At 72.8% G+C, this 26,228-nt stretch carries 25 protein-coding genes and 1 riboswitch; of the genes, 13 read left to right on the top strand and 12 right to left on the bottom strand.

The genetic code is table 11. From position 1 onward, the window contains the following. Nucleotides 1-44: 44 nt before the first annotated feature. Complete coding sequence (locus ACFWEG_RS19055; RefSeq protein WP_387216499.1) at nucleotides 45-1,349, bottom strand: extracellular solute-binding protein; 1,305 nt, start codon at nucleotides 1,347-1,349, stop codon at nucleotides 45-47. 287 nt (nucleotides 1,350-1,636) lie between these two features. Between ACFWEG_RS19055 and ACFWEG_RS19060 the strand changes: the two genes are divergently transcribed. From ACFWEG_RS19060 to ACFWEG_RS19085, 6 genes are all read left to right on the top strand, one after another. After that, complete coding sequence (locus tag ACFWEG_RS19060) at nucleotides 1,637-2,395, top strand: GntR family transcriptional regulator (protein WP_387216501.1); 759 nt, start codon at nucleotides 1,637-1,639, stop codon at nucleotides 2,393-2,395. Between the two features lie 350 nt (nucleotides 2,396-2,745). After that, entirely contained in the window at nucleotides 2,746-4,968 is a 2,223-nt protein-coding gene (locus tag ACFWEG_RS19065; RefSeq protein WP_387216503.1) for a carbon starvation CstA family protein, read from the top strand. Further along, a complete protein-coding gene (locus tag ACFWEG_RS19070) occupies nucleotides 4,965-5,162 on the top strand; it encodes a YbdD/YjiX family protein (RefSeq protein ID WP_387216505.1) in 198 nt (65 codons plus the stop codon). Before ACFWEG_RS19065 ends, ACFWEG_RS19070 begins: the two co-directional genes overlap by 4 nt. 234 nt (nucleotides 5,163-5,396) lie before the next feature. Then, nucleotides 5,397-5,473: riboswitch (cobalamin riboswitch) on the top strand. 164 nt (nucleotides 5,474-5,637) lie between these two features. Continuing rightward, entirely contained in the window at nucleotides 5,638-8,055 is a 2,418-nt protein-coding gene (locus ACFWEG_RS19075) for a ribonucleoside-diphosphate reductase subunit alpha (RefSeq protein ID WP_387216507.1), read from the top strand. Continuing rightward, nucleotides 8,055-9,122 (top strand): ribonucleotide-diphosphate reductase subunit beta, encoded by a 1,068-nt coding sequence (locus tag ACFWEG_RS19080; protein WP_387216509.1) that lies wholly within the window; start codon nucleotides 8,055-8,057, stop codon nucleotides 9,120-9,122. The genes ACFWEG_RS19075 and ACFWEG_RS19080 overlap by 1 nt, the downstream gene beginning before the upstream one ends. Before the next feature lie 52 nt (nucleotides 9,123-9,174). Further along, complete coding sequence (locus tag ACFWEG_RS19085) at nucleotides 9,175-9,564, top strand: signal peptidase I (RefSeq protein ID WP_387216511.1); 390 nt, start codon at nucleotides 9,175-9,177, stop codon at nucleotides 9,562-9,564. 10 nt (nucleotides 9,565-9,574) lie between these two features. On the opposite strand, the gene ACFWEG_RS19090 is transcribed toward ACFWEG_RS19085, so the two are convergent. The 10 genes from ACFWEG_RS19090 to ACFWEG_RS19135 form a co-directional block, all read right to left on the bottom strand. Continuing rightward, a complete protein-coding gene (locus ACFWEG_RS19090) occupies nucleotides 9,575-10,942 on the bottom strand; it encodes a cytochrome P450 (protein WP_387216513.1) in 1,368 nt (455 codons plus the stop codon). Next, nucleotides 10,939-12,036 carry a multidrug MFS transporter gene (locus ACFWEG_RS19095; protein ID WP_387216515.1) on the bottom strand — a complete coding sequence of 366 codons (1,098 nt, stop codon included), beginning with the start codon at nucleotides 12,034-12,036 and terminating at the stop codon, nucleotides 10,939-10,941. Before ACFWEG_RS19095 ends, ACFWEG_RS19090 begins: the two co-directional genes overlap by 4 nt. A 201-nt stretch (nucleotides 12,037-12,237) precedes the next feature. Next, nucleotides 12,238-12,876, bottom strand: coding sequence for a peptide deformylase (def, locus tag ACFWEG_RS19100; RefSeq protein ID WP_387216517.1), 639 nt, complete (start codon nucleotides 12,874-12,876; stop codon nucleotides 12,238-12,240). A 108-nt stretch (nucleotides 12,877-12,984) separates the two neighbouring features. Next, complete coding sequence (locus ACFWEG_RS19105; RefSeq protein WP_387216547.1) at nucleotides 12,985-13,980, bottom strand: tetratricopeptide repeat protein; 996 nt, start codon at nucleotides 13,978-13,980, stop codon at nucleotides 12,985-12,987. 106 nt (nucleotides 13,981-14,086) lie between these two features. Continuing rightward, entirely contained in the window at nucleotides 14,087-15,289 is a 1,203-nt protein-coding gene (locus tag ACFWEG_RS19110) for an HD-GYP domain-containing protein (protein WP_387216519.1), read from the bottom strand. 17 nt (nucleotides 15,290-15,306) lie between these two features. Next, entirely contained in the window at nucleotides 15,307-16,821 is a 1,515-nt protein-coding gene (locus ACFWEG_RS19115; RefSeq protein WP_387216521.1) for an HD domain-containing phosphohydrolase, read from the bottom strand. Between the two features lie 198 nt (nucleotides 16,822-17,019). Then, nucleotides 17,020-17,340, bottom strand: coding sequence for a mycothiol system anti-sigma-R factor (rsrA, locus tag ACFWEG_RS19120; protein ID WP_387216523.1), 321 nt, complete (start codon nucleotides 17,338-17,340; stop codon nucleotides 17,020-17,022). After that, nucleotides 17,337-18,176, bottom strand: a complete 840-nt coding sequence (locus tag ACFWEG_RS19125; RefSeq protein WP_387216525.1) for a sigma-70 family RNA polymerase sigma factor — start codon at nucleotides 18,174-18,176, stop codon at nucleotides 17,337-17,339. Before ACFWEG_RS19125 ends, rsrA begins: the two co-directional genes overlap by 4 nt. Before the next feature lie 173 nt (nucleotides 18,177-18,349). Then, nucleotides 18,350-19,015 (bottom strand): alpha/beta family hydrolase, encoded by a 666-nt coding sequence (locus tag ACFWEG_RS19130; protein ID WP_387216527.1) that lies wholly within the window; start codon nucleotides 19,013-19,015, stop codon nucleotides 18,350-18,352. Nucleotides 19,016-19,054: 39 nt separating this feature from the next. Then, entirely contained in the window at nucleotides 19,055-19,879 is an 825-nt protein-coding gene (locus ACFWEG_RS19135; RefSeq protein WP_387216529.1) for an SOS response-associated peptidase, read from the bottom strand. A 49-nt stretch (nucleotides 19,880-19,928) separates the two neighbouring features. Between ACFWEG_RS19135 and ACFWEG_RS19140 the strand changes: the two genes are divergently transcribed. The 4 genes from ACFWEG_RS19140 (at nucleotide 19,929) to ACFWEG_RS19155 (ending at nucleotide 23,485) form a co-directional block, all read left to right on the top strand. After that, nucleotides 19,929-20,642, top strand: coding sequence for a M50 family metallopeptidase (locus tag ACFWEG_RS19140; RefSeq protein ID WP_387216531.1), 714 nt, complete (start codon nucleotides 19,929-19,931; stop codon nucleotides 20,640-20,642). Between the two features lie 39 nt (nucleotides 20,643-20,681). Next, nucleotides 20,682-22,037 carry a 3-phosphoshikimate 1-carboxyvinyltransferase gene (aroA, locus tag ACFWEG_RS19145; protein ID WP_387216533.1) on the top strand — a complete coding sequence of 452 codons (1,356 nt, stop codon included), beginning with the start codon at nucleotides 20,682-20,684 and terminating at the stop codon, nucleotides 22,035-22,037. A 4-nt stretch (nucleotides 22,038-22,041) separates the two neighbouring features. Then, nucleotides 22,042-23,052: a ribosome small subunit-dependent GTPase A gene (rsgA, locus tag ACFWEG_RS19150; protein ID WP_387216535.1), complete on the top strand. Its 1,011-nt coding sequence runs from the start codon at nucleotides 22,042-22,044 to the stop codon at nucleotides 23,050-23,052. Between the two features lie 109 nt (nucleotides 23,053-23,161). Next, the gene (locus tag ACFWEG_RS19155) at nucleotides 23,162-23,485 is read left to right on the top strand and encodes a DMT family transporter (RefSeq protein ID WP_387216537.1); all 324 of its coding nucleotides are present in this window, start codon (nucleotides 23,162-23,164) and stop codon (nucleotides 23,483-23,485) included. Here ACFWEG_RS19155 and ACFWEG_RS19160 read toward each other — a convergent pair. Beyond that, nucleotides 23,451-24,074 (bottom strand): TetR/AcrR family transcriptional regulator, encoded by a 624-nt coding sequence (locus ACFWEG_RS19160; RefSeq protein WP_387216539.1) that lies wholly within the window; start codon nucleotides 24,072-24,074, stop codon nucleotides 23,451-23,453. The two genes, ACFWEG_RS19155 and ACFWEG_RS19160, sit on opposite strands and share 35 nt — an antisense overlap. Nucleotides 24,075-24,222: 148 nt before the next feature. On the opposite strand from ACFWEG_RS19160, the gene hisN reads away from it, so the two are divergent. From hisN to ACFWEG_RS19175, 3 genes are all read left to right on the top strand, one after another. After that, the gene (gene hisN, locus ACFWEG_RS19165; protein ID WP_387216541.1) at nucleotides 24,223-25,023 is read left to right on the top strand and encodes a histidinol-phosphatase; all 801 of its coding nucleotides are present in this window, start codon (nucleotides 24,223-24,225) and stop codon (nucleotides 25,021-25,023) included. Between the two features lie 186 nt (nucleotides 25,024-25,209). Beyond that, the gene (locus ACFWEG_RS19170; RefSeq protein ID WP_387216543.1) at nucleotides 25,210-25,614 is read left to right on the top strand and encodes a cyclic nucleotide-binding/CBS domain-containing protein; all 405 of its coding nucleotides are present in this window, start codon (nucleotides 25,210-25,212) and stop codon (nucleotides 25,612-25,614) included. Nucleotides 25,615-25,725: 111 nt separating this feature from the next. After that, on the top strand, nucleotides 25,726-26,142 hold the full coding sequence (locus tag ACFWEG_RS19175; protein ID WP_387216545.1) for a Fur family transcriptional regulator: 417 nt from the start codon (nucleotides 25,726-25,728) through the stop codon (nucleotides 26,140-26,142). Nucleotides 26,143-26,228 lie beyond the last annotated feature (86 nt).

A 26,228-nucleotide genomic window follows, 5' to 3' on the forward strand; every position in this document is an offset into this window, starting at 1 on the left:
GGTGCCGGGCCCCCGCCTGGAGAGCCGGAGGCTCCGTGCGCCTACTACTTGTTGATCAGCGCGTTGATGTCGGCGTCAGCCTTCTTGGCCGCGTCGGCCACCGAGGTGCCCTTGATGATCGACAGCAGCATCTTCTCCAGGACCTCGTCCTTCTCGATCGCGGTCCAACCCGGCGCGATCGGCGTGAACCAGGCGTCCGGCACCGCGTTGGCGACGGGGGCCGTCTCCGGCTTCTGCTTCAGCGGCTCGAGCTGCTTCTCGTTGTTCGGGAGGATGTTCTTGGAGACGAGGACGTTCTGCGACTTCTCGCTCGTGAAGAGGGACACCCACTCCGCGCCGAGGTCGGCGACCTTGGACTTCGCGGTGATCGCCAGGTCGGAGCCGCCGATGAAGGAGGGCAGCGCCTTGCCGTTCGGGCCGGGCATGCCGGCCACGGCGATCTTGTCCTTCAGCTTCGGGTTGCCGTTGTTGGCACCGTCGACGATGGAGCCGGCCTCCCAGCCGTTGCCGTACAGGACGGCGGCCTTCTCGTTGGCGGCGACGTTCGCGTGGTCCTGCTCGTCCTTGGTGATGTCGGCCTTGTTGTACTTCTTCACCAGGCCGATGAAGTGCTCGATGCCCTGCTGGGACTCGGGGGAGGACAGGTTGCCCTTCCACTCCTTGGAGCCCTCGTCGTACTCGGCGATGGAACCGCCGTAGGCCGCGATGTAGGAGGCGGCGGCGTACCAGTAGCGGCCCGGCAGGTAGAGGGACGAGAAGCGCTTGTCCTTCTTGCCGTACTCGGCCGACACCTTGTCCATGGCGGCGAGGAACGCGGTCTCGTCCGTGGGCAGCACGTCGCTGCCGGTGCCCTTCTTGAGCATGTCCTTGTTGTAGATCGCCACGCGAGCGCCGGCGTAGTACGGGACGCAGAACTGCTTGCCCTCGAAGGTGCAGGTGTCCTTCAGACCCTTGATCCAGGTGTCCGAGTTGTCGTACTTCTTCGGGTCGATCTCGGCAAGGGCGCCGTTCAGGATGTACTGCATCGTCTCGGTGTTGCCGAGCTCGACGACGTCCGGGAACTTGTCGCCGCCGAGGGCGGTGTCGAGCTTCTTGGCCTTGTCCGCCCACTGCTGGTACTGGACCTGGACCTTGACGTTCGGGTACTTCGCCTTGAACTGGGCGTTCACGTCCTTGACGAGCTCGGGCCACGTGCTCTGGGCGTCGACCATGAGCCAGACCGTCAGGGTCTCCTTGCGGTCCTTCGGAGCCGCCTTCGAGTCCGAAGATCCACCGTCCGAACCCCCGCACGCGGCGATCGAGACGGTCATGGCCGCGACGCCGACTGCGGCGATCAGCTTGCGCTTCACAACACCCTCCTCAGGGATGCAGCAACCCCCCTGCCACCGCATGGACGTACGTACAAGGAGTACTGCCTGGGGGCTGGGACCTGGCCGTGAATGGTGTAGACCAGTACCGGGAGCTTGGCCTAGACCTTTGGGGGTGTCAAGGGTGTATAAGAACCTCTGTCGCCTCCGTTATCGGACCGACACTTGGGACCTGGCGGCGTGCCCTCGACGGCCCGTGCCACGATGAGAGCCGCGACATGACGGAGGAGCCGGTGACGGCAACCAGGCAGCAGCCGGAGAGGCGGACCATGGGTACGGACGGAGGCGGCGACGGTGCGGCGGCACCGGGAACGCGGACCGCGCGCGTACCCAAGTACTACCGCCTGAAGAGCCATCTGCTGGACATGACGGAGACGCTGCCCCCGGGGACGCCCGTCCCGCCGGAGCGGACGCTGGCCGCGGAGTTCGACACCTCGCGGACGACGGTCCGCCAGGCACTCCAGGAGCTGGTGGTCGAGGGGCGGCTCGAACGCATCCAGGGCAAGGGCACCTTCGTCGCCAAGCCGAAGGTGACCCAGTCGCTGCAACTGACCTCGTACACCGAGGACATGCGGGCGCAGGGCCTGGAGCCGACCTCGCAGCTGCTCGACATCGGGTACATCACGGCCGACGACTCCCTCGCCGGGCTGCTCGACGTCTCCACCGGCGGCCGGGTGCTGCGCATCGAACGGCTCCGGCTCGCGAGCGGCGAGCCGATGGCCATCGAGACGACGCACCTCTCCGCCAAGCGCTTCCCGGCCCTGCGGCGCTCCCTCGTCAAGTACACGTCGCTCTACACCGCCCTCGCCGAGGTGTACGACATCCGGCTCGCCGAGGCCCAGGAGACCATCGAGACCTCCCTCGCCACCCCCCGCGAGGCCGGCCTGCTCGGGACCGACGTCGGCCTGCCGATGCTGATGCTCTCCCGCCACTCCCGCGACGAGCAGGGCGAGCCGGTCGAGTGGGTCCGCTCGGTCTACCGCGGCGACCGCTACAAGTTCACGACGCTGCTCAAGCGCCCGATCTGAGCCGCGCGCCCGACCGGCACGAGGAGGGCCCCGCCGTCACCGGCGGGGCCCTCCCGCGTGCCGGTGCTCCCGCGCACGCGCCGGCGACGTTACCGGCGGCGAGACCCCCGCTACCCGCACCGATCGCCCGCGGCCTGTGTCGGGATGCGGACGAGGGGTTCCGGTGAGCGGTCAACCGGCCTAGATTTCCCGGGCGTCGTGTCGCGCAGCACGTTCCGTACGGGGCCGGGCCGCTCACGCGGCGGACGGTCCGGCGTGAACCGTACGGACCCCCGCGCCGTGCCCCGTAGCAGAGCCGTAGCGTCACCCCGTGCGGCACGGCACGGGGCTTCACGAGGGGACGAACCGCCATGTCAGAGCCGACACCGGCCGCCGCACCACCCCGCGCGCAGCGCACCCCGCCCTCGCCGAGGACGATCCTGGTCTGGACGCTCGTCGCGCTCGCCGGCGCGGCCGGCTGGGCGATGCTCGCGCTGTCCCGCGGGGAGGAGGTGTCCGCCGCGTGGATGCTGGCCGCCGCGCTCGGCTCGTACGCCATCGGCTACCGCTTCTACTCGCGCTTCATCGCGCACCGCGTCCTGAAGGTCGACAAGACGCGGGCGACCCCCGCCGAACGCCTCGACAACGGTGTCGACTTCCACCCGACGGACCGCCGGGTGCTGTTCGGCCACCACTTCGCGGCCATCGCCGGCGCCGGCCCGCTCGTCGGCCCCGTGCTGGCCGCCCAGATGGGCTACCTGCCCGGCACCATCTGGATCGTCGTCGGCGTGATCCTGGCCGGCGCGGTCCAGGACATGGTCACGCTGTTCTTCTCCACCCGCCGCGACGGCCGCTCGCTCGGCCAGATGGCCCGGGACGAGATCGGCGCGGTCGGCGGCGTAGCGGCGCTCATCGCGGTCTTCGTCATCATGATCATCCTGCTCGCGGTGCTCGCCCTGGTCATCGTCAACGCCCTCGCCAACTCCCCTTGGGGCGTGTTCTCCATCGGGATGACGATCCCCATCGCCCTCTTCATGGGCGTCTACCTGCGCACCCTGCGCCCGGGCAAGGTCACCGAGGTCTCGCTCATCGGCGTCGCCCTGCTGCTGCTCGCGATCGTCGCCGGCGGCTGGGTCGCGGAGTCGTCCTGGGCGGAGACCTTCACCCTGGACGCGAGCACGCTCGTCATCTGGATGGTCGTCTACGGCTTCTTCGCCTCCGTGCTCCCGGTGTGGATGCTGCTCGCGCCGCGCGACTACCTGTCGACGTTCATGAAGGTCGGCACCATCGTGCTGCTCGCGCTCGGCGTGGTCGTCGCCCTGCCGACGCTGAAGATGGAGGCGGTCACCGAGTTCGCGACCAACGGCCAGGGCCCCGTCTTCGCCGGCTCGATGTTCCCGTTCGTCTTCATCACCATCGCCTGCGGCGCGCTCTCCGGGTTCCACTCCCTGATCTCCTCGGGCACCACCCCGAAGATGATCCAGAAGGAGACGCAGGTCCGGATGATCGGCTACGGCGCCATGCTGACCGAGTCGTTCGTCGCGATCATGGCGGTCATCTGCGCCTGCGTCCTCGACCCGGGCCTGTACTTCGCGGTCAACTCGCCCGCCGGCGTGCTCGGCACGACCGTCGAGAGCGCCTCCGAGGCGATCGCCAACCTCGGCTTCACCATCACGCCCGACCAGCTGAAGGCCGCGGCCGCCGCCGTGGAGGAGCCGAGCCTGCTCTCCAAGACCGGCGGCGCGCCGACGTTCGCACTCGGCATGTCGGAGATCTTCTCGGCGGTGGTCGGCGGGGCGGGCCTCAAGGCCTTCTGGTACCACTTCGCCATCATGTTCGAGGCGCTGTTCATCCTCACCACGGTCGACGCCGGCACCCGCGTCGGGCGGTTCATGCTCCAGGACACCCTCGGCAACGTCGTGCCAAAGTTCCGCGAGGTCAGCTGGAAGCCGGGCGTCTGGATCGCCAGCGCCGTGGTCGTCGGCGGCTGGGGTTACTTCCTGTGGGTCGGCGTCCACGACCCGCTCGGCGGGATCAACCAGCTCTTCCCGCTGTTCGGGATCGCGAACCAGCTGCTCGCGGCGGTCGCGCTCGCCGTCTGCACCACGCTGCTCGTGAAGTCCGGCCGCGCGAAGTGGGCCTGGGTGACGGGGGTCCCGCTGGTCTGGGACGTCGTGGTGACCCTGACGGCCAGCTGGCAGAAGGTGTTCTCGGACGACGTCAAGGTCGGCTTCTTCGCCCAGCGGGAGAAGTACGCCGACGGGATCGAGGCCGGCGAGGTCCTGGCACCCGCGAAGTCGATGGACGACATGCACACGGTCGTCACGAACGCGACCGTCGACGGCGTGCTGTCCGCGCTGTTCGCGGTCCTGATCGTGGTCGTCCTCGTGGACGCGGCCCGGGTGTGCGTCAAGGCGCTGCGGAACCCCTCGGCGGCCACCCTCACCGAGGTCCCGCACACCCAGTCCAAGCTGCTCGCGCCCGCCTCGTTCCTCCCCACCGCGGAGGAGAAGGCGGAGTTCGCCGCGGCCGGCGTCGGTCCGGACGGCGGTGTCGTCGGCTCCGGCTCCGCGGCGGAACCGGCCGCGCGATGAGGGCGCTCCTCGCGCGGGCGCGCCGCCTCGGCTTCCTGCTGCGCGAACTGACGGGCGAGAACACCTACGAGCGGTACGTGGCGCACACGCGTGCGCACGACGGGGACGCGGAGGTGCTCACCCGCCGCGCGTTCGAACACCGGCGGACGGACCGCCGCGAGGCGGATCCCCGCGAGGGCTTCCGCTGCTGCTGAACCCCCGCCGGGGACGGACGGGAAGCGGGGTGCGGACCGGAAAGGCCCGCACCCCGCTCGGCGCGGAGGCGGCGTTCACCCGGTTGCCGAAGGCTCCCCGGTGACCGGCCCGCGGCCCCGCAACGGCGGACCCCGTGCCCCTGCGTTAACAGCGGATCACATCGCGACACTAGATGTGGGGGCCGCTTCCATGAGGCACCCCCACATGTATGCTCGACCTCGCTGTCGACGCAGGGGAATCCGGTGCGAATCCGGAACTGTCCCGCAACGGTGTATGTGTGCCCATACGGGCGCCGGGAAGTCCGAAGGCCTCGCCGACAGCGCATCCGGGCCGACCGGTCCGGGTGCCGATCCGTCCGGGCCTCGTGGTGTGGGCCTGCGGACGCAAGCCGGCGTGCTCCCGTAGCGGTGAGGCATGCCCGCCCGCGCCCGTGCTCCCCGCCGCCGGCCCCGCCGAGCCAGGGAGATCCGCACCGTGACCATCGCGCCCGCCGATCCAGCTTCAGCCGTGGCCGAGCCCACCGAGGTCGACGCCCCCGGGACCGCCCTGCTGCGGACCCTGACCGACCTCACGGCCGATCTTCCCGACACCGACCCCGGACGGGTGGCCGCCGCCGCCCTCCGCGGCCGGCACGCCGGGTCGGACGCGGCGGAGCTGCGGGACCTCGCGACCGACGCGGCCGCGGGACTGATCGCCGAGGACCCGGCGTACTCCAAGCTCGCCGCCCGCCTCCTGGCCCGCACCATCGCCGAGGAGGCCGCCTCCCAGGGCTCGGTGTCGTTCTCCGACGCCGTCGCCGTCGGCCACCGCGAGGGCCTGATCGCCGACCGCACCGCGGACTTCGCGGCCCGGCACGCCGCCCGCCTGGACGCGACGATCGACCGCGCCGGCGACGACCGCTTCGAGTACTTCGGCCTGCGCACCCTCTACAGCCGCTACCTGCTCCGCCACCCGATCACCCGCAAGGTGGTCGAGACCCCGCAGCAGTTCATGCTCCGGGTGGCGTGCGGGCTCGCCGAGGACGACTCGCAGCGCTCCCTGGACGAGGTCTCCGCGCTCTACGGCCTGATGAGCCGCCTGGACTACCTGCCGTCCTCGCCGACGCTCTTCAACTCCGGTACCCGGCACCCGCAGATGTCGTCCTGCTACCTGCTCGACTCCCCGCTCGACGAGCTGGACTCGATCTACGACCGCTACCACCAGGTCGCCCGGCTCTCCAAGCACGCCGGCGGCATCGGCATCCCGTTCTCCCGCATCCGCTCGCGCGGCTCGCTGATCCGCGGCACCAACGGCCACTCCAACGGCATCGTGCCGTTCCTGAAGACCCTCGACGCCTCCGTCGCCGCCGTGAACCAGGGCGGCCGCCGCAAGGGCGCCGCCGCCGTCTACCTGGAGACGTGGCACGCGGACATCGAGGAGTTCCTGGAGCTGCGCGACAACACCGGCGAGGAGCAGCGCCGCACCCACAACCTGAACCTCGCCCACTGGATCCCGGACGAGTTCATGCGCCGGGTCAACGACGACGCCGAGTGGTCGCTGTTCTCCCCCGCCGACACGCCCGAGCTGGTCGACCTCTACGGCGAGGAGTTCGACGCCGCCTACCGCAAGGCGGAGCAGGCGGGCCTCGCCCGCCGGACCGTCAAGGCCCGTGACCTGTACGGGAACATGATGCGGACGCTCGCCCAGACCGGCAACGGCTGGATGACGTTCAAGGACGCCTCCAACCGCGCCGCCAACCAGACCGCGCTGCCGGGCCGCGTCGTGCACTCCTCGAACCTCTGCACCGAGATCATCGAGGTCTCCGACGACACCGAGACGGCCGTCTGCAACCTCGGCTCGATCAACATGGGCGCGTTCGTCACCCCCGCGGGCGACATCGACTGGGAGCGCCTGGACGACACCGTGCGGACCGCGGTGACGTTCCTGGACCGGGTCGTCGACATCAACTTCTACCCGACCGAGCAGGCCGGCCGCTCGAACAGCCGCTGGCGGCCGGTGGGCCTGGGCGCGATGGGCCTCCAGGACGTCCTGTTCAAGCTGAAGCTGCCGTTCGACTCCCCCGAGGCGAAGGCGCTGTCCACGAAGCTCGCCGAGCGGATCATGCTGACCGCCTACGAGGCGTCCTGCGACCTCGCGGAGCGCAACGGCCCGCTGCCCGCCTGGGCCGAGACCCGCACCGCGGCCGGCGTGCTGCACCCGGACCACTTCGACACCGCGCTGAACTGGCCCGAGCGCTGGGACGCCCTGCGCGCCCGGGTCGCGGAGACCGGCCTGCGCAACGCGCTGCTGCTCGCCATCGCGCCGACCGCGACCATCGCCTCGATCGCCGGCGTCTACGAGTGCATCGAGCCGCAGGTCTCCAACCTGTTCAAGCGCGAGACGCTGTCGGGCGAGTTCCTCCAGGTCAACTCGTACTTGGTGCGCGAGCTCAAGGAGCTCGGCGTGTGGGACGCCCGCACCCGCGAGGCGCTGCGCGACGCCAACGGCTCGGTGCAGGGCTTCGCCTGGATCCCCGCCGAGACGCGCGCGCTGTACCGGACCGCGTGGGAGATCCCGCAGCGCGGCCTGATCGACATGGCCGCCGCGCGGACCCCGTTCCTCGACCAGTCGCAGTCGCTGAACCTGTTCCTGGAGACGCCCACCATCGGCAAGCTGTCGTCGATGTACGCGTACGCCTGGAAGCAGGGCCTGAAGACGACGTACTACCTGCGCTCGCGGCCCGCGACCCGGATCGCCCGCGCGGCCTCCGGCTCCGCCGCCGCGGCCGCGCCCGCGCCCGCCGCCGCCGAGAACACCGGCACCACCGCCGCGGAGCAGCGGCTCGCCGTCGTCGACGCCGACGCGCTGGCCTGCTCCCTGGAGAACCCCGAGTCCTGCGAGGCCTGCCAGTAATGTCCGACACCATCCCCGCCCAGCAGCAGCACCGGACCGCGGCCGCCGCGGACCCCGCCGCCGCCCCCAAGAACCTGCTCGACCCGGGCTTCGAGCTGACCCTGCGGCCGATGCGGTACCCGGACTTCTACGACCGCTACCGCGACGCCATCAAGAACACCTGGTCCGTGGAGGAGGTCGACCTCCACTCCGACGTGGCCGACCTCGCCAAGCTCTCCCCCGAGGAGCAGCACCTGATCGGCCGCCTGGTCGCGTTCTTCGCGACCGGCGACTCGATCGTCGCGAACAACCTGGTGCTCACCCTCTACAAGCACATCAACTCCCCCGAGGCGCGCCTCTACCTCTCGCGGCAGCTGTTCGAGGAGGCCGTGCACGTCCAGTTCTACCTGACGCTGCTCGACACCTACCTGCCCGACCACGACGACCGGGTGGCGGCGTTCGCGGCGGTGGAGAACATCCCCTCCATCCGCGAGAAGGCGCAGTTCTGCTTCAAGTGGATGGACTCGGTCGAGACCATCGACCGCCTGGAGACGCAGGCCGACCGTCGGCGCTTCCTGCTCAACCTGATCTGCTTCGCCGCGTGCATCGAGGGCCTGTTCTTCTACGGCGCCTTCGCCTACGTCTACTGGTTCCGCTCGCGCGGTCTGCTGCACGGCCTGGCGACGGGCACCAACTGGGTGTTCCGCGACGAGTCGATGCACATGAGCTTCGCCTTCGAGGTCGTGGACACCGTCCGCAAGGAGGAGCCGGAGCTCTTCGACGACGAGCTGCGGCAGCAGGTCACCGACATGATCAAGGAGGCCGTCGAGGCGGAGCTCCAGTTCGGCCGGGACCTGTGCGGCGAGGGCATGCCGGGCATGAACACCGAGTCGATGCGCGCCTACCTGGAGTGCGTCGCGGACCAGCGGCTCGTCCGGCTCGGCCTGGAGCCGGTCTACGGCTCGGAGAACCCGTTCTCGTTCATGGAGCTGCAGGGCGTGCAGGAGCTGACGAACTTCTTCGAGCGGCGCGTCTCCGCCTACCAGGTGGCGGTCGAGGGCTCGGTCGGGTTCGACGAGGACTTCTAGTCCTCGCGTGGGGGCGCGGACCTGCCGGTCCGCGCCCCTAGAGTCGTCGTCCATGAACGACGGAACCACCCGCCCCGACGGGATCCACACCGGCCGCGCCGCCGCCGACGCCGCGCTCGACCACGGCTGGCTGCTGGGCCACTTCAAGCCGCCGGGCGACCCCCGGCACAGCGAGGACGTCGAGATCAAGTGGGGCGTCCACCCGCCTGGCGACGAGCGCGCCGAGTGGGCCAGGGGCGAGGTGCGCACCGCCCTGCTCGTGCTGATCAGCGGCCGGTTCCGGATGATGTTCCCGGAGCGGGACGTGGTCCTGAGCGAGCAGGGCGACTACGTGGTCTGGGGCAAGGGCGTCGACCACTCCTGGCGGGCGGAGGAGGAGTCGGTCGTGCTGACCGTGCGCTGGCCGTCGGTGGCGGGCTACCGGATCGAACCCGCCCCCTGAGGACGCCTGTTCAGCGCTCCTCCACCCGCATGAGCAGCCGCTTCGGATGCAGGGTGATCCCTATCTTCGTCCCCGAATCGGTGCCCTCGACCGGCGACAGCCGCCAGCGCGGGGCGAACGTGGCCAGCAGTATCGCCAGTTCGGCCAGACTGAAGTGGTCGCCGGGGCACTTCCGGTTGCCGACCCCGAACGGCATCATCGCGAACTCCGGCACGTCCCCCGCCCGTTCCGGCGTCCAGCGGTCCGGGTCGAACTCCAGGTGCCGCTCGAAGGACCGCGGGTCGCGCTGCATCGCGTACGGGCTGTAGACGATGTCGGAGCCGGCCGGTATCAGGTACCCGCCCAGGGTCGTCTCGGCCACCGAGCGCCGGGTGAAGATCCAGGCGGCGGGCCGTATCCGCATCGCCTCGGTGACGACGTTGCGGGTGTGCGGGAGGCGGCCGAGGTCGGCGAAGGAGACCGGCCGGCCGCCGGTGACCGCGTTCACCTCCTCGACCAGCCGCTTTTCGTGGTCGGGGTGCTCGGAGAGCAGGTGGAAGGTCCAGGCGATGGTCGAGGCCACGTTCTCCGCGCCCGCGACCAGGAGCGAGACGACGTGGTCGTGCACCTCGCGGTCGTCGAGCGGCCGCCCGTCGGCGTCCGTGCCCGCGAGGAGTTCGGCGAGGACGTCGGGGTGCTGCTCGCCGGAGGCCCGGCGCTCGGCGACGATCTGGTCGACCAGCCGGTGCAGGTCGGCGAGCGCCCGCTCGAAACGGCGCTGGGCGGGCGTCGGCACGCGGTGCAGCGGGCCGACGGAGAGCACCATCCGCCGGTACAGGCCCTCGAAGACGGTGTGCAGCGAGGCGCTGACGTCGTCGGCCGTGCGGCCGATGGAGTCGACGACGAGCAGCGACCGGGAGACGATCCGCACGGCGGCGGCGAACAGGTGGGCGCCGACGTCGACGGTGGTCCCGGCCTCCCAGCGGTCCGCCGCGGCGCGCGCCTCCTCCTCCATCACCTTCGCGTACTCGGCGATCCGCTCGGGCCGGAAGGCCGGCTGGATCATCCGCCGCTGCCGCCGGTGCTCGCGGCCGTTGCTGGTCGCGACGCCCTTGCCGAGCAGCACCTCCAGGGTGTCCCACAGCGGCCCGCCGACCTCGTACTCCGGCCGCTTCAGGAGCGTGCCCACCAGCTCGGGCGCGTTGACCGCGTACGCGGTGCGCGGGCCGAGGCGGAGCCGGACGAGGTCGCCGTGGTCGCGCAGCGAGGCCAGGAACGCCAGCGGGTCGCGCAGCAGCGGGCCTGCGTGCCCGGCCAGCGGGAGGCCACCGGGGACCAGCGGCGGGACGCGGGCGCCGGGGGCGCGCGCGGTGGTGGGGGGGACGGAGGCCGAGGTCATGACTCACCTGCCGGGTCGCTGAGGTAGGGCGGGGTGGTGCGGTCGTCCCAGCTGTCCACCTGGTACCGGCCGGACTCGTGGTGGAACCAGTAGACGGAGCTGAACCAGTTGCGCATGTTGCCGACGCAGGAGAGGAGGGCGGCGCCGACCTCGCGGCCGTGGGCGGTCCCGTCGCAGGTGGCGTCGTGGGCGAGCCGCTCGACCTCCCGCTCGGCGCGGAGGAACTCGGTGACGCAGCCGGTCACCCGGCGGCGCAGCTCCGCGACGGCCTGTTCGAGGGAGAGCCCCTCGTGGTGGATCAGGCTGATGCCGAGGTTGTGGATCTCGTCGCCGGCGAGCTCCTTGGGCAGCGAGCAGAGGTCGTTGTACCAGGCGGAGAAGTCCTGGGTGGCGAGCGCCGCCTGCCGGTAGGCGGGGTGCTCGCGGAAGGCGGCGGGGAGCTCCAGACCGGCGCAGGCCTCCAGGAGGTCGGTCCACGTCCGGTGCGCGAAGGTGAGCCGGCGCAGCTCCACGTACTCCGCCACGGTGGGGACGGTGCCGGTGCGGCGGTTGTCGAACTCGCGGTCGTAGGCGTCGATGACCGGGTGGAAGTGGCGGGCGAAGCGGTCGTTCCAGTCGAGTCCGACGCGGCCGTACATCCGCAGCACGCAGTCGGCGAAGGCGGCGACCAGCGGGTCGGGGTGGGCCAGGTGGCGGGCGGGGGCGTCGAGCGCCGCGTGCAGCCGGAAGCACAGCTGCCGCCAGGCGTCGGTGCGGCCGTGGACGACGTCCCGGTCGTGGCGGTCGTCCCAGGCGAAGAACCAGCTGCTGAAGTCGGCTATCGCGGAGAGCAGGTCGTCGGGGGCGCCCAGGTAGTAGCCGGCGACGAGGTCGGTGTACCGCAGGTCGTCGGCGTAGGCCTCGACCTTCTCGGGCGCCATGAGCCGCTTCTCCAGGAGCCAGGTGCGGGTGGTCTCCTGCAGGCGGGGCCAGTACGGATGGAGCCGGCGGTGGAACGTCTCCTCGATCACCGGGATCCTGAGGGCGGATGGGACGGGGACGGCGGGGACCGGGTCCATCCGGGTCGGTGCGGTGCTGCGGGAGAACGCTGCCACGGCAATCCCCTCTCAACTGCCCCGTACGGGTGGGCATTTGCTCCGTCCCCTACCCACTGGCGCACGCAATGCCTCCTGATGGAGCCCTTTCTTGTCCAACTCTGAACGTTCCTGTCGTTCCAGGGGTCCCATGACATGCCAACGGCCCCGCACCGGGCAGGAGTTCCCGGTACGGGGCCGTCGTCGGGCCGCGGGGCGCGCTCAGGCGTTGGGCACCGTCTCGTAGCGCGGGGTGCCCTCCTCCATCTGCCGCAGGGCGTCCTTGCGCTCGCGCTTGGACAGCCGGTCGATGTAGAGCCGGCCGTAGAGGTGGTCCGTCTCGTGCTGGAGGCAGCGGGCGAAGTACCCGGTGCCTCGGACCTTGATCGCGTTGCCCCGGGCGTCCTGGCCGTGGACGACCGCGGTGTCGGGGCGGGCGAGGGAGGCGTAGGCGGTGGGGACGGAGAGGCAGCCCTCGTTGGAGTCGTCGAGGTTGCGGGCCTCGGCGGGGAGCTCCTGGAGGACGGGGTTGACGACCACGCCGGTGTGGCGGACGCCGTCGTCGTCGGGGCAGTCGTAGACGAAGACCTTCAGGTCGACGCCGATCTGGTTCGCGGCCAGGCCGACGCCCTCGGCCGCCTTCTGGCTGGCGAACATGTCGTCGACCAGGGCGGCGAGCTCGTCCCCGAACTCGGTCACCTGAGCGCACTCCCGGTGCAGCACCGGGTTCCCGACGACGGTGATGGGGCGGGCGGTCCCGCGCGCGCGGTAGGCCTCCTCGCGGGCCTCGCAGTCCTCCGTGTCGATGACGAATCCCTCGTCGTCCACCGGGGTCTGCCGATCGGTGTCCTGCTGCGCCATGTCCGCGTGAAGCCTTCCTCGTCCGGTGTGTGCGCGTACAGCCTACGGCCCGCCGCCGACAGCCCGCAGGCCCCGGGCGGGGCCGGGGCCCGTGGCGGCGGCGGGGGGTCAGCAGACCTCTTCGAGGTCCCGCCAGTCGCGCGAGTCGGGGCTGTCGGCGACCCAGCCGTCCAGCAGCCCGCGGACGAGCGCGGGGGGCGCGGCGATGCCGCACTCGCGCTCCGGCACCCACAGGGAGCCGATGCCGGTCCCTGCGGTGCGGTGCCCGAGCGGGCCGGGCCGGCCGGGCTCGCTGTGGTCGTGCGGGTCGAGGTGCTCGCCGTCGCCCTCGTCGCTCGGCATCCGGCTCTCGGAGCACATCCGGCACAGCAGCCGGACCGACGACGACCAGTCCTCGGCGGCGAACCCCGCGTCGGCGGCGAGCGTCTCCAGGGCGTCCCGGTCGGCCTCGGTGGCCGCTTCCAGGAGCACCACCCAGGTGGGCACCGGGGACGGCGCCCAGAGCTCGATCTCGTCGAAGACGGGGAACGAGCCTCCGGTGGACTCGATGGTCCGCTCGCCGTGCGGGACGCCGTCGTGGAGCACGACCTCGCCCCAGCGGCGGCCCGAGGACGGCAGCGGGATGGACTGGATCTCCATCCGCGCGGGGTCGATCCGCCGCCCCCACACCACCTCGGCCTCGCCCTCGGGCGAGAGGCGCACGGCGGCGCTGCCCAGCTCCATGCCGGTCGGCTCGCCGGGCTCCGCGGTGCCGCCGGGCACCTTGAGGCCGTAGGCCTGCCAGGCGCGGCGGGCGAGCGGCCAGTCCTGGAGCGCGGTCGCCGCGATGCCGACGTTCCACCAGTCGGGCGCACCGGCCTCGCGGTCCAGGAGGGCGACCGCGCGGAGGCCGGCCGCGCGGGCCTGCTCCCAGTCGTGCCGGAACTTGTGCAGCAGGGCGAGGTTGAACCAGGACTCCGACAGCCACGGCTCGAGATCGGCCGCCCGGGTCAGCAGGGCGCCGGCGTCCTCGTACCGCCCGTCGCCGATCAGCGTGAACGCGCGGTCGGTCGCCTGCCGCCACGAGGCGGACGGCCGGTGCCGTACCTTCCCGAAGATCCTCACGATTCCCGCCTGCAGGTCGCTCTCGGTCATTGCCCTGGACATCCCCGGACATCCCCTCCTTCGCATCCAACCATGCCCGGTAGGAGGGCCGCTCCCTACCGGGTGGTTACCCCGGTGGCCCCGGGCTCAGACCGCCCCGGGCCAGGACGCGCGCCAGGGATTCGACCACCTGGGGCGAGTAGTCCCGGGCGGCGCCCAGCCGCAGCCGCTCCAGGGCGCGCAGTCCGCCGCCCCCGGGTGCCCCGGTGAGGTCGTCGTACGCGTTCACCGCGCGGACGATCCGCGCGGGCAGCGGCTGGTCCCGGTAGGGCTCCGCCTGCCGCTCGACGACGTCGGCCACCGCGTCGGGCACCCCCGTCTGCCGGACCACCGCGCCGCCCAGGCGCGCGATGCGCCGCTGCTCGGCCGGCGGCAGTTCGGCGGTGGCCCCGCCGCGCACCGGGTCGACCAGGGAGAGCTGGCCGATGTCGTGCATCAGCGCCGCGTACTCCAGGACGGTCAGCTCCGGCTCCGAGAGACCGAGGTCGCGCCCCACCGCGCGGCTGAGCGCGGCCACCCTGCGGGCGTGCCCGTGCGGGGTGTGCCCGGCGATCTCGGTGGCCCTGGCCAGCGAGGCCATGGTCTGCCGGTAGGTGGTCCGCACGGCCGCGTACCGCCGGGCGGAGAGCTGGGTGAGCAGCAGCGGCACCGCGCACACCGGCAGCGCCCAGACGCCCGCCACGGTGACCCCGAGCGCCATGACCACCCCCGTCGCGCACACCGCCGACCCGACGCCCGCCAGCGCCCGCAGCCCGTCCCGCAGCAGCGGGGCGTACGGCCAGCCGGTGCGGGCCCGGGCGACGGCCGCGGCGAGGACGGCGTCGCAGAGCGCGGTGAGGCCGAGCACCATCACCAGGTAGGCGGGGTGCCACGGGCCGGGCGGGAGCCCGCGCAGCGGCTCGCAGCAGACGGCGGCGAAGGCCGTCGTCAGGAGCCGCCGGGCGGCGTCGACGGCGGCGGGTCCGTGCCCCCGGGCCAGCGCGGGAGCGGCCCCGGCGAGGCCCCCGGCCACGACGACCGCCACCACCTGGGGCGCCCCGGGTCCCGAGAGCGCGTACGCGAGGGCCGCCGCCGTGCCCAGGGGGGCCGGTTCGCGCTCCTCGGCCCCGGGCCGGCGCAGCAGCTCGCCGACGGCGACCAGCACCCCGAAGGCGAGCGCGGTCCCTCGGGCGTCCACACCGTGCCAGAGGGTGTCCGCAAGCCCGTGGACGGCGGTCAGCGCGGCCGCGAGGACCACGGCGACGACGGCGGGCGGCCGCTCCCGGTTCACGGGCGGCCGCTCCCGGTTCACGGGCGGCCGCCGGGGGCGCGGGACGGCTGCGGATGCTCGGCGGGCCTCCGCGCGGGGGGCGGGTGCGGGGCGGAGGACGGTGCAGGTGTGGGCGGGCGCTGCGGGGCGGAGGACGTTTTCGCGGCGGAGGGCTGCGGGGCGGAGGGCGTTTTCGCGGCGGGAGGCCGCCGGGCGGAGGACGATTTCGCGGCGGAGGGCTGCGGGGCGGGCGACGATTCCGGGGTGCCGGTCGCCGGCACGGCTCCCGGCCCGCCGGGTGACCACGGCTCCTCCGAGGTCACCGCCGGGTTCCACCCGTGCCGCTCGATGGCCCGCGTGAACGCCGCCACCACCTCCGCGTCGAACTGCGTCCCCGCACAGCGCCGCAGCTCCCCCACCGCGACCTCGACCGGGCGCGCGCGGTCGTAGGAGCGGGTCGACGTCATCGCGTCGAAGGCGTCCGCGACGGCGACCATCCGGGCCGCCCGAGGGATCTGCTCGCCGCGCAGGCCGTAGGGGTAGCCGCTGCCGTCCATCCGCTCGTGGTGGTGGAGGATCGCCGCGCGGGCGTCCCCCAGGAAGCCGATCCCGCGCACCATCTCGTGGCCGTACTCCGGGTGCAGCTCGATCACCCGGCGCTCCTCGGGGGTGAGCGGCCCGTCCTTGCGCAGCAGCCGGGTGGGCACGCCGAGCTTGCCGACGTCGTGCAGGATGCCCGCGAACCGCAGCACCTCGACCCGGTCGGCGTCCATGCCGAGCTCGCGGGCGATCATCACCGAGGCCCGGCCGACCCGCTCGCTGTGGCCGCGCGTGTAGCGGTCCTTGATGTCGACCGCCTGGACCAGCGCCCGGATCGTCGCCTGGTGCGCGGCCCGCTCGCGGTGGTACTGGGCGAACGCCCACAGGGAGACGTACATCGGCAGCAGCACCAGGAGGGCGGCCGAAGGACCGTAGGGGCTGCGCCACAGGACGGCCATCATGAGGCCGGCCAGACCGTGCACCAGGTTGGCGGCCGGGGTGCGGCGCAGCGCGATCCGGCAGACGCTGCCCAGGGACTGCCGGTCGGCCAAAGCCCGCACCCCGCCGTCGAGGGCCGTCAGCGTGACGCAGAACGCCAGCGAGGCGACGACCGAGGGCAGCAGGACGGAGGGCAGGTCGGCGGCGGCCACGGCGGCGGGGCCGCCGAGCAGCCGGTGCACCTGGGCGGCGACCCAGCAGGCGAGCGCCAGCTCTGCGGCCCGCCAGACGCGCCGCAGCCAGGCGGGACGCTGCTCGACCCGGCTCAGCAGCGACCCCGGCACGGCGACGAGCGCGGCTGCCGCCGGCGGCAGCAGGAAGGCCCCCGCGAGGAGCACCGGGAAGAAGGCGCCCAGATAAGGCCGCCGGCTCAGCCGCTCACAGGCCGCGTACAGCGCGGCGAGGACGGCGACGGTCGGCCCCCACCGGCCCAGGTCCGCCGGAGCCGCGCAGACGGCCGCGGCGACGACGGCGCAGGCGATGTACGCACACGCCGCCGGCGGCACCCCCCGCATCGCACGCACCTCCCGGACGCCCGAGTATCAGTCGTCCGGAGAATAGGGCGGCCGTGGGCGTCGGCGGGAGGCATCGGCGAAGGCGGCCTTCACGGGACAGGCGGATTAGCACGTTCGAGTGAAAACGCCCTGCGCCCTGTCCGTCATGGCTGCGCGTCCGCGCCGCGCCCGGGCCGTGGCCACCGGGCGCGGACGGGGTCAACGTCCTTGCGTGCTCGGCGAGTCGGCGGTCGACGCGGCGACGTCCTGCTCGGGAACGGCCTGCCCGGCGCGGATCAGCTCGATCCGCCCCATCACCTTCGACCGCAGGTCCGCGGGCACGTCGTCGCTGCCGCAGCAGCGCTTCACCAGCTTCTTGACGGCCTGCTCGAGGCCGTACTTCTCCAGACAGGGCGAGCACTCGTCGAAGTGGGTCTCGAACTTGGTGCAGTCGCTGTCCGGCATCTCGTGGTCGAGGAACTCGTAGAGATGGTCGAGGACCTCGGAGCAGTCCGTCTCGTGCGGCTCTCCGCAGCTCATGAGCCCGAACCTTTCGCGTCGCCCGAATCGCCGGCGCCGGCCGGGACCAGTCCGCGCTCGCGGGCGTAGTCCTCCAGCATGCCCCGCAGCTGGCGGCGGCCCCGGTGGAGCCGGGACATGACCGTACCGATGGGGGTTCCCATGATGTCGGCGATCTCCTTGTAGGCAAACCCCTCGACGTCCGCGAGGTAGACCGCGATGCGGAACTCCTCGGGGATCGCCTGCAGCGCCTGCTTCACGTCGGAGTCCGGCAGGTGGTCCAGCGCCTGCGACTCCGCCGAGCGGAGCCCGGTCGACATGTGGGACTCGGCCCGCGCGAGCTGCCAGTCCTCGATCTCCTCCGCCCCGCTGCGCAGCGGCTCGCGCTGCTTCTTGCGGTAGGAGTTGATGAACGTGTTGGTCAGGATGCGGTACATCCACGCCTTGAGGTTGGTGCCCTCGCGGAACTGGTGGAACGAGCCGTACGCCTTGGCGTAGGTCTCCTGGACCAGGTCCTCGGCGTCGGCGGGGTTGCGCGTCATGCGCAGCGCCGCCGAGTACATCTGGTCGAGGAATCCGAGGGCGTCCCGCTCGAAGCGCGCGTTGCGCTCGTCGGCGGTCTCCTCGGGCACCGTGTTGCGACCGTCCTCGGTCCCGCTGACAGGACCCACCTCCTCCGCGACTGCGGCGGACCCGAGCCCGGATCCGCTCGTCTCGGAGAATAGTCGACCTTGGGGGGACACTTCCTGTCGAACGTGTCCGCCCGGCGCCCTGACCCGGGCGTCGCGCGCCGCCGGCAGCACGGACCAGTCCAGGTCGGCGCGGCTCGTGCGACTCGGGCAGATGGTCGAACCCATGCGGCGGACTTCCTTCCCACGTACGTCTCTTGCGTCCACTTGCGTCGCGCGCGCTTCTGTGCACCCGACGTGCGTGTCAACAGAAGCCCGGCGCCGCGCATTCCCGCCCGACGGGCGAAGGTCCGCGGGAATCCGCGACGGTGGTCCCGGGCGACGGGTGACGCAGGTCCCGCTCACCGCTCCCGCAGCCAGCCGCCCACCGCGGCGACCAGACCGGCGAGCGCCTCCTCCTGGGTGAGCGGCGCGCGCTTCGGCACGGCGAAGCCGTGGTCGCCGTGGGGGACCTCGACCAGGCGGTGGGGTCCCTCGGGAAACTCCTCCGGCCTCCCGAAGGGGTCCCTCCCGCCCTGCACGACGAGGGTCGGCGCCCCGGCGCCGAGCAGTTCGTCCGCGCGGGAGCGCTCCGGCCGCCCCGGCGGGTGCAGCGGGAAGCTGAGCGCGAGCACCGCGTGTGCCCCCAGGTCGGCCGCGGTGCGGCAGGCGACCCGCGCGCCCGCGCTCCGCCCGCCGGCCACGACGGGCAGCCCCCGTGCGGTGAGCGCCGGCCACAGGCCGCGCCAACCCGCGTCCAGCGTCTTCGGCGCGGGCGCCAGCCTGCGGCCCGCCACCCGCCACGGCTGCTCGACGAGGGCGACGCTCACGCCCTGGGCGGGCAGCGCGGCGGCGAGCGCCTGGAGGTCGCGGGCCTCGACGCCGCCGCCCGCCCCGTGGCTCACGGCGAGCACCAGGCGCGCTTCGGGTGCTTCCGCCGAGGGCTCGTGCCAGGTGATGCGGGCGTCCCCGGTCGGCGTTGAGACGGTCTCGCTCGATGTCCCGCGCGGGGATGCGTTCTGTGTCACGCACCCATCCTGCCGCGCGGGGCCCCTGGGAACCCGCTCTCAGAAGAGCGTGGGCTCCTCCGGCGCCGCGAGCTCCTCCAGCAGCTCCGGACCGTTGTTCCTGACGTTGCTGACCGCCGTCGAGACGGGATAGGCGCGCATCAGGCCCTCGGGAGGCGGGGCCAGCAGCCCCCGCAGGTCGTCGAGGCCGGTGCGGGACGGGTCGAGCCAGGCGTCCCAGCGGTCCGGGGTGAGCATCAGCGGCATCCGGGGGTGGATGTCGGAGAGCGAGCGCGGGCCCTCGGCGGGCGCGACGGCCAGCGGGGACGTCTCCGCCTCCGTGGTGACCACGGAGCAGGTGACCCACCAGGCGAGCGGATGGTCGTCGGCGAGCGTGCGGTCGCGCCAGAACTCGTAGAGGCCGGCCATGGCGAAGACCGAGCCGTCGGCGGGCGTGACGAAGTAGGGCTGCTTGCGGGGCCGCTTCTTCTTCCCCTCGACCTCCTTCTCCCGCTCGGCGCTCCCGGTGACCCACTCGTAGTAGCCGTCGGCCGGCAGCAGGCAGCGCCGGGAGGCGAACGGCTTGCGGAACGACGGCTTCTCGTGGAGGGTCTCGCTGCGCGCGTTGATCATCCGGGCGCCGCCCTCGGGGGACTTCGACCAGGACGGCACCAGGCCCCACTTCAGCTTCCGCAGCTGGCGAACCGGACGCTTGTCGTCGGCGTCCTTGAGAGGGCGTTCGAGAACCGCGTAGACCTCCTTCGTGGGGGCCACGTTGTAGTCGGGAGGCAGGGCCTCCTCGGCGTCGCCCACGGGGGACTCCTCGACCTCGAAGATCCCCGCCAGGTCCTCCGGCTTCCGACTCGCCGCATACCGTCCGCACATACGTGCCAGACTGCCACGTTCCCCCAGCTGCCGAGGAGCTCACGCGGAAATGGACCCGAACGACCTCTCCGACCTCTGGAGCCGCGTGTTCGGCGCCCAGCCGGACCCCGAGCCGTGGCTCGTCGTCGCCACCGGCCTGGCGGCGCTCGCCGTGACCGCCTTCCGGCCGGCGTGGCGGATAGCCCGCAACGCGATCACCATCGCGCACGAGGGCGGCCACGGCCTGACCGCCCTGCTGACCGGCCGCACCCTGCACGGCATCCGGCTGCACTCGGACACCTCGGGCCTCACCGTGAGCCGCGGCCGGCCGACCGGCTTCGGGATGATCCTCACCGCGGCCGCCGGCTACACCGCGCCCCCGCTGCTCGGCCTCGGCGGCGCCTGGCTGCTCGCCGCGGACCACATCACCCTCCTGCTGTGGCTGGCGACGGCCCTGCTGCTCGCCCTGCTCGTCATGATCAGGAACTGGTACGGGGCGCTCACCGTCGTCGTCACCTGCGCCGCGTTCCTGGTCGTCTCGGCCTTCGCCCCGGCCGAGGTGCAGGCGGGGTTCGCCTACGCCGTCGTGTGGTTCCTGCTCCTCGGCGGGGTCCGCCCGGCGTTCGAGCTCCAGGCCAAGCGCCGCCACGGCCACGCCGGCGACTCCGACGCCGACCAGCTCGCCCGGCTGACGCACGTCCCGCCGCTGGTGTGGCTGCTCTTCTTCCACGTCGTCTCCCTGTGCGCGCTGACGGGCGGCGGGCGCTGGCTGCTGGGGCTCTAGCGGAGCCCCGCTGTCACCCTGAGCCACTAAGGTGGACGCATGACCGCCACCTCCGCGTCCACCGCCCTCTGGCCCGCCCCGCAAGCGAGCGGACCCGTCGTCGCGAGGGTCACCGTGCCCGGGTCGAAATCGGTCACCAACCGTGGCCTCGTCCTCGCGGCGCTGGCCGCCGAGCCCGGCTGGCTGCGCCGCCCGCTGCGCTCGCGGGACACCCTGCTGATGGCGGACGCGCTGCGCGCGATGGGCGTCGGCATCGAGGAGACGGTCTCCTCCAGCTCGGCGGGCACCGGCGGCCCCGGCGGCGAGGCCTGGCGGGTCATCCCGGCCGGACTGCACGGCCCCGCGGCGGTCGACGTGGGCAACGCGGGCACGGTCATGCGCTTCCTGCCGCCCGTCGCGACCCTGGCCGACGGACCCGTCCGGTTCGACGGCGACCCCCGCTCCTACGAGCGCCCCCTCGGCGCGGTGATCGACGCCCTGCGCGCCCTCGGCGCCCGCATCGACGACGACGGCCGCGGCGCCCTCCCCCTGACGGTCCACGGCGGCGGCGCGCTCGACGGCGGCCGCGTCGAGATCGACGCCAGCAACTCCTCGCAGTTCGTCAGCGCGCTGCTGCTCGCCGCGCCGCGCTTCAACCAGGGCGTCGAGGTGCGGCACGTCGGCAGGGCGCTGCCGTCGCTGCCCCACATCCGGATGACGGTCGACATGCTGCGGTCCGTCGGCGCCCAGGTCGACGAGCCGGAGACGGGCGGCGAGCCGAACGTCTGGCGGGTCTCGCCCTCCGCGCTGCTCGGCCGCGACCTCACCGTCGAGCCCGACCTGTCCAACGCCCAGCCGTTCCTGGCCGCGGCCCTGGTCACCGGCGGCCGGGTCGTCATCCCCGACTGGCCGGAGCGCACCACCCAGCCCGGCGACCAGCTGCGCGAGATCTTCACCGCCATGGGCGGCTCCTGCGAGCTGACCGAGGCCGGCCTGACGTTCACCGGCGGCGGCTCGGTCCACGGCATCGACGTCGACCTCTCCGAGGTCGGCGAGCTCACCCCCGGCATCGCCGCCGTCGCGGCCCTCGCCGACGGCCCCTCCACCCTCCGCGGCGTCGCCCACCTGCGCCTGCACGAGACCGACCGGCTCGCGGCGCTCACCAAGGAGATCAACGAGCTCGGCGGCGACGTCACCGAGACGGCCGACGGCCTCCACATCCGCCCCCGCCCCCTGCACGGCGGCACGTTCCACACCTACGACGACCACCGGATGGCCACCGCGGGCGCGGTGATCGGCCTGGCCGTCGAAGGCGTCGCCATCGAGAACGTCGGCACGACCGCCAAGACCCTGCCGGACTTCCCGGAGATGTGGACCGACATGCTGAGCGGGGTCGCGAGCCGGCCGGGAAGCTGACGCCATGCGCCGCTACGGCAAGCACACCGACGAGGACGACATCCGCGCGCGTCCCAACCGCAAGGGCAACCGCCCGCGCACCCACATCCGCCCCAAGCACGAGGACGCCGTCGCCGGCATGGTCCTCACCGTCGACCGCGGCCGGCTGACCTGCCTGGTCGACGGCACCGTGGTGCACGCCATGAAGGCGCGCGAACTCGGCCGCAAGGCCGCCGTCGTGGGCGACCGGGTGGCGATCGTCGGCGACCTGTCCGGGGAGAAGGACACCCTCGCCCGGATCGTGCGCATCGAGCCGCGCACGTCCGTCCTGCGGCGCACCGCGGACGACGACGACCCCTACGAGCGGGTCGTCGTCGCCAACGCCGACCAGCTCGCGATCGTCACCGCGCTCGCCGACCCCGAGCCGCGCCCGCGCATGATCGACCGCTGCCTGGTCGCCGCCTTCGACGGCGGTCTGGAGCCGCTCCTGGTGCTCACCAAGAGCGACCTGGCCTCCGCCGAGAGGCTCCTGGAGACCTACGCCGCCTTCGGCCTGCGGCACGTGGTCACCAGCCGCGAGGAGCTGGAGAACGGCCAGGCCGCCGAGCTGGTGCGCGAGCACCTGGACGGCAAGGTCACCGCGTTCGTGGGCCACTCCGGCGTCGGCAAGACGACCCTGGTCAACACGCTGGTGCCGGCGGACCGGCGGCGCACGACCGGACACGTCAACGCGGTGACCGGCCGCGGCCGGCACACCACCACCTCGGCCCTCGCCCTGCCCCTGGCGGACGACGCGGGCTGGGTGGTCGACACCCCGGGCGTGCGCTCCTTCGGCCTCTTCCACGTCGACCCCGCCCGGGTCATCCACGCCTTCCCCGACCTCGAACCCGGCACCGAGGACTGCCCGCGCGCCTGCTCCCACGACGAGCCCGACTGCGCGCTCGACGCCTGGGTGGCCGACGGGCACGCCGACCCGCAGCGCCTGTACTCCCTGCGCCGCCTCCTCGCCACCAGGGAGCGGCGGGAGGGCGACTAGGGCCCCGGGAGCGCGCACGGCGGGTCGTCTGCCGGGACCGGTCGGATTGCGGCATCATCACAACAGCCTGATCCCAGGCGGACGGTCCGGTCGGCGAGAGAGGCTCCCCATGGCGTGGCTGCTGGTCGTCGCGGCCGGTCTCCTGGAGACGGGTTTCGCGGTCTGTCTCAAGCTCTCCAACGGGTTCACCCGCCTCTGGCCGACGATCGCCTTCTGCCTGTTCGCGCTCGGCAGCTTCGGCCTCCTCACCCTCGCCCTGAAGAAGCTGGACGTCGGTCCCGCGTACGCGGTGTGGACGGGCATCGGGGCCGCCGGCACGGCGATCTACGGGATGCTCTTCCTCGGGGACGTGGTCTCCACGCTCAAGCTGGTGTCGATCACGCTGGTCATCGTCGGCGTCATCGGTCTGCAGCTCTCCGGCTCGGCGCACTGACCCGCCCCCCGGCGCCCTGGCGGTGGGGCCCGCCGGCCCGCTCGCGTCCCGGTTCCGCCGGGGCGACGACGTAGGACAGCGCCAGGCGGACGGCGACCTCGCACTCGCGCAGCACGTCCTTGGCACTCTCGTCGCCGCCGCGCTCCCCCAGGACCCAGGCCGCCGCGCGATCGCGCACCTGGGCCAGCAGCTCGCCCGGGGCGGGCAGCGGACCGTCCGCGCGGCGCTGCGCCGGCACCCCGGGGCGCGAGCGGGCGCCGACCCGGGCGAGGACCGGCAGCCGCTCGCCCCAGCAGCCGGTGAGCAGGGCCCGCACGAGCGCGTTGGCCCGGGCGGCCCGCAGGGTCCAATCCCCCATCGCGTCGAGGCCCCCGGACGCGAGCGCCCGGTCCACGCCGGTGAGGAAGCCGTCGGCCTCGCGCCGCACCAGCGCGCGGGCGATGCCGTCCTTGCTGCCGAACTCGTTGTAGAGGGTCTGCCGGGACACCCCGGCGGCGGCGGCCACGTCGACCATCCGCACCGCAGACCACGGGCGGCGGGCGAGCGCCGTGTAGGCGGCGTCCAGCAGGGCTTCGCGCGCTGTGGGCATCGTCGGCCTCCCACTCGGGCCGGTCGGTCCGTCCGGCCTGCGCTCAGAGTTGACGCGTGGTGGCGGGGTGTCAATAGCCCCCGCGGGCCCCGCCGGAGCGGGACGGGCGCTGTGGTCCGCCCCAGGGGAGATCGGTAGGGTCGTGGCCATGCCCGACTACCACGACGACCTGCGCCTGGCCCACGTCCTGGCCGACGCCGCCGACGCCACCACCATGGAGCGGTTCAAGGCCCTCGACCTCGAGGTCGAGACCAAGCCGGACCTGACGCCGGTCACCGAGGCGGACAAGGCGGCCGAGGAACTGATCCGCGGTCACCTCAAGCGCGCCCGGCCGCGCGACGCGGTCCTCGGCGAGGAGTACGGGGTGGAGGGCAGCGGCCCCCGGCGCTGGGTGATCGACCCGATCGACGGCACCAAGAACTACGTGCGCGGGGTCCCGGTGTGGGCCACCCTGATCTCCCTGATGGAGGCCGGCGAGCACGGCTTCCAGCCCGTGGTCGGCCTGGTCTCCGCGCCCGCCCTGGGCCGCCGCTGGTGGGCCGCGAAGGGCCACGGCGCCTTCACCGGCCGCAGCCTCACCTCCGCGAGCCGGATGTCGGTCTCGAAGGTCGCCGAACTCCGGGACGCGTCCTTCGCGTTCTCCTCGCTCTCCGGCTGGGAGGAGCGCGGCCTGCTCGACGGCGTCCTCGACCTCACCCGCGCCGTCTGGCGCACCCGCGGCTACGGCGACTTCTGGCCGTACATGATGGTCGCCGAGGGCTCCGTCGACGTGTGCGCGGAGCCGGAGCTGTCGCTGTGGGACATGGCGGCGAACGCGATCATCGTGGAGGAGGCCGGCGGCCGCTTCACCGGCCTCGACGGCCGTCCGGGCCCGCACAGCGGCGACGCGGCGGCCTCGAACGGGTTGCTCCACGGCGACCTGCTGGGGTACGTGGGCACCCGCCGCTGAAACCCCTGAGCGCGCCGGGCGCGTGGGCCGGAGGGGCGCCCCGGAGGCGGACCGAGCCCTGAGGAGCACGGCCCTCTTGCTGGCCGACGCCTCGGGCTGCCACTCTGGAACCCCTACTTGTGAACTTGTGAATCGTTTCGCTAGCAGGTGAGCAGGTGGGACAACCCTCAGGAGGTGGCTCCATTCATGCTCGTCCGTGACGCCATGACCACCGTGGTCCTCACCGTCGGCCCGAACCACACCCTCCGCCAGGCGGCCCGGCTGATGGCCGACCGCCGCGTCGGCGCGGCCGTCGTGCTCGACGGCGACAACAGCGGGCTCGGGATCCTCACCGAGCGCGACATCCTCATCTCGGTCGGGTCGGGGCAGAACCCCGACCACGAGCGGGCCGGTACGCACACCACGACGGACGTCGTCTTCGCCACCCCGTCGTGGACCCTGGAGGAGGCCGCCGACGCGATGGCCAACGGCGGCTTCCGGCACCTGATCGTCCTCGACGGGTCCGAACCCGTCGGCATCGTCTCCGTGCGCGACATCATCGCGTGCTGGGCCCCGAGTCGGCGACAGGAGGCGACTCTCTCCGCGGGCTGACCACGCGCCGGGGTGCGGGCCGGGTCCCACAATGGACATTGTCCAACTCCGATTCGTATCCAGAATCACACCCGTTCAGAATCGGCGGGGCCGACTGTTAGGCTTTGCCTCATGAGTGACCTGTTGGAACGACTGCGCGGACGCGGCTGGCGCGTGACCGCGCAGCGTCGTGTCGTGGCCGAGGTGCTCGACGGGGACCACGTCCACCTGACGGCCGACGAGGTGCACGCCCGTGCCGTCGCACGGCTGCCGGAGATCTCGCGCGCCACCGTCTACAACACCCTCGGCGAGATGGTCTCGCTCGGCGAGGTGATCGAGGTCTCCACCGACAAGCGCGCCAAGCGCTACGACCCGAACGCCCACCGCCCCCACCACCACCTGGTGTGCGCGAGCTGCGGCACGATCCGGGACGTCCACCCGGCGGGCAACCCGCTGGCGGACCTGCCCGACACCGAGCGCTTCGGCTTCACCGTGTCCGACGTCGAGGTCACCTACCGGGGCGTCTGCCCGAGCTGCGCCGCGGCCTGAGCCGCGCGGCGGTCCGCGCGCGGACCGCGGTTCCGTTTCGTGAACGCCTCCGCACACCACGAAGGGCCCGGGACTCTTCCGAGTCC

Origin of the sequence: Streptomyces sp. NPDC060194 (genome assembly GCF_042728285.1) — a bacterium.
Classification (GTDB): Bacteria; Actinomycetota; Actinomycetes; order Streptomycetales; family Streptomycetaceae; genus Streptomyces.

Coding starts and splice junctions, on each gene's coding strand:
- ACFWEG_RS19135 (WP_387216529.1), bottom strand. CDS start 19,879: ATGTGCGGACGGTATGCGGCGAGTCGGAAGCCGGAGGACCTGGCGGGG.
- ACFWEG_RS19160 (WP_387216539.1), bottom strand. CDS start 24,074: ATGCCCACAGCGCGCGAAGCCCTGCTGGACGCCGCCTACACGGCGCTC.
- aroA (WP_387216533.1), top strand. CDS start 20,682: ATGACCGCCACCTCCGCGTCCACCGCCCTCTGGCCCGCCCCGCAAGCG.
- rsgA (WP_387216535.1), top strand. CDS start 22,042: ATGCGCCGCTACGGCAAGCACACCGACGAGGACGACATCCGCGCGCGT.
- ACFWEG_RS19085 (WP_387216511.1), top strand. CDS start 9,175: ATGAACGACGGAACCACCCGCCCCGACGGGATCCACACCGGCCGCGCC.
- ACFWEG_RS19115 (WP_387216521.1), bottom strand. CDS start 16,821: ATGCGGGGGGTGCCGCCGGCGGCGTGTGCGTACATCGCCTGCGCCGTC.
- ACFWEG_RS19175 (WP_387216545.1), top strand. CDS start 25,726: ATGAGTGACCTGTTGGAACGACTGCGCGGACGCGGCTGGCGCGTGACC.
- def (WP_387216517.1), bottom strand. CDS start 12,876: ATGGCGCAGCAGGACACCGATCGGCAGACCCCGGTGGACGACGAGGGA.
- ACFWEG_RS19125 (WP_387216525.1), bottom strand. CDS start 18,176: ATGGGTTCGACCATCTGCCCGAGTCGCACGAGCCGCGCCGACCTGGAC.
- hisN (WP_387216541.1), top strand. CDS start 24,223: ATGCCCGACTACCACGACGACCTGCGCCTGGCCCACGTCCTGGCCGAC.
- ACFWEG_RS19065 (WP_387216503.1), top strand. CDS start 2,746: ATGTCAGAGCCGACACCGGCCGCCGCACCACCCCGCGCGCAGCGCACC.
- ACFWEG_RS19080 (WP_387216509.1), top strand. CDS start 8,055: ATGTCCGACACCATCCCCGCCCAGCAGCAGCACCGGACCGCGGCCGCC.
- ACFWEG_RS19155 (WP_387216537.1), top strand. CDS start 23,162: ATGGCGTGGCTGCTGGTCGTCGCGGCCGGTCTCCTGGAGACGGGTTTC.
- ACFWEG_RS19070 (WP_387216505.1), top strand. CDS start 4,965: ATGAGGGCGCTCCTCGCGCGGGCGCGCCGCCTCGGCTTCCTGCTGCGC.
- ACFWEG_RS19090 (WP_387216513.1), bottom strand. CDS start 10,942: ATGACCTCGGCCTCCGTCCCCCCCACCACCGCGCGCGCCCCCGGCGCC.
- ACFWEG_RS19170 (WP_387216543.1), top strand. CDS start 25,210: ATGCTCGTCCGTGACGCCATGACCACCGTGGTCCTCACCGTCGGCCCG.
- rsrA (WP_387216523.1), bottom strand. CDS start 17,340: ATGAGCTGCGGAGAGCCGCACGAGACGGACTGCTCCGAGGTCCTCGAC.
- ACFWEG_RS19060 (WP_387216501.1), top strand. CDS start 1,637: ATGGGTACGGACGGAGGCGGCGACGGTGCGGCGGCACCGGGAACGCGG.
- ACFWEG_RS19140 (WP_387216531.1), top strand. CDS start 19,929: ATGGACCCGAACGACCTCTCCGACCTCTGGAGCCGCGTGTTCGGCGCC.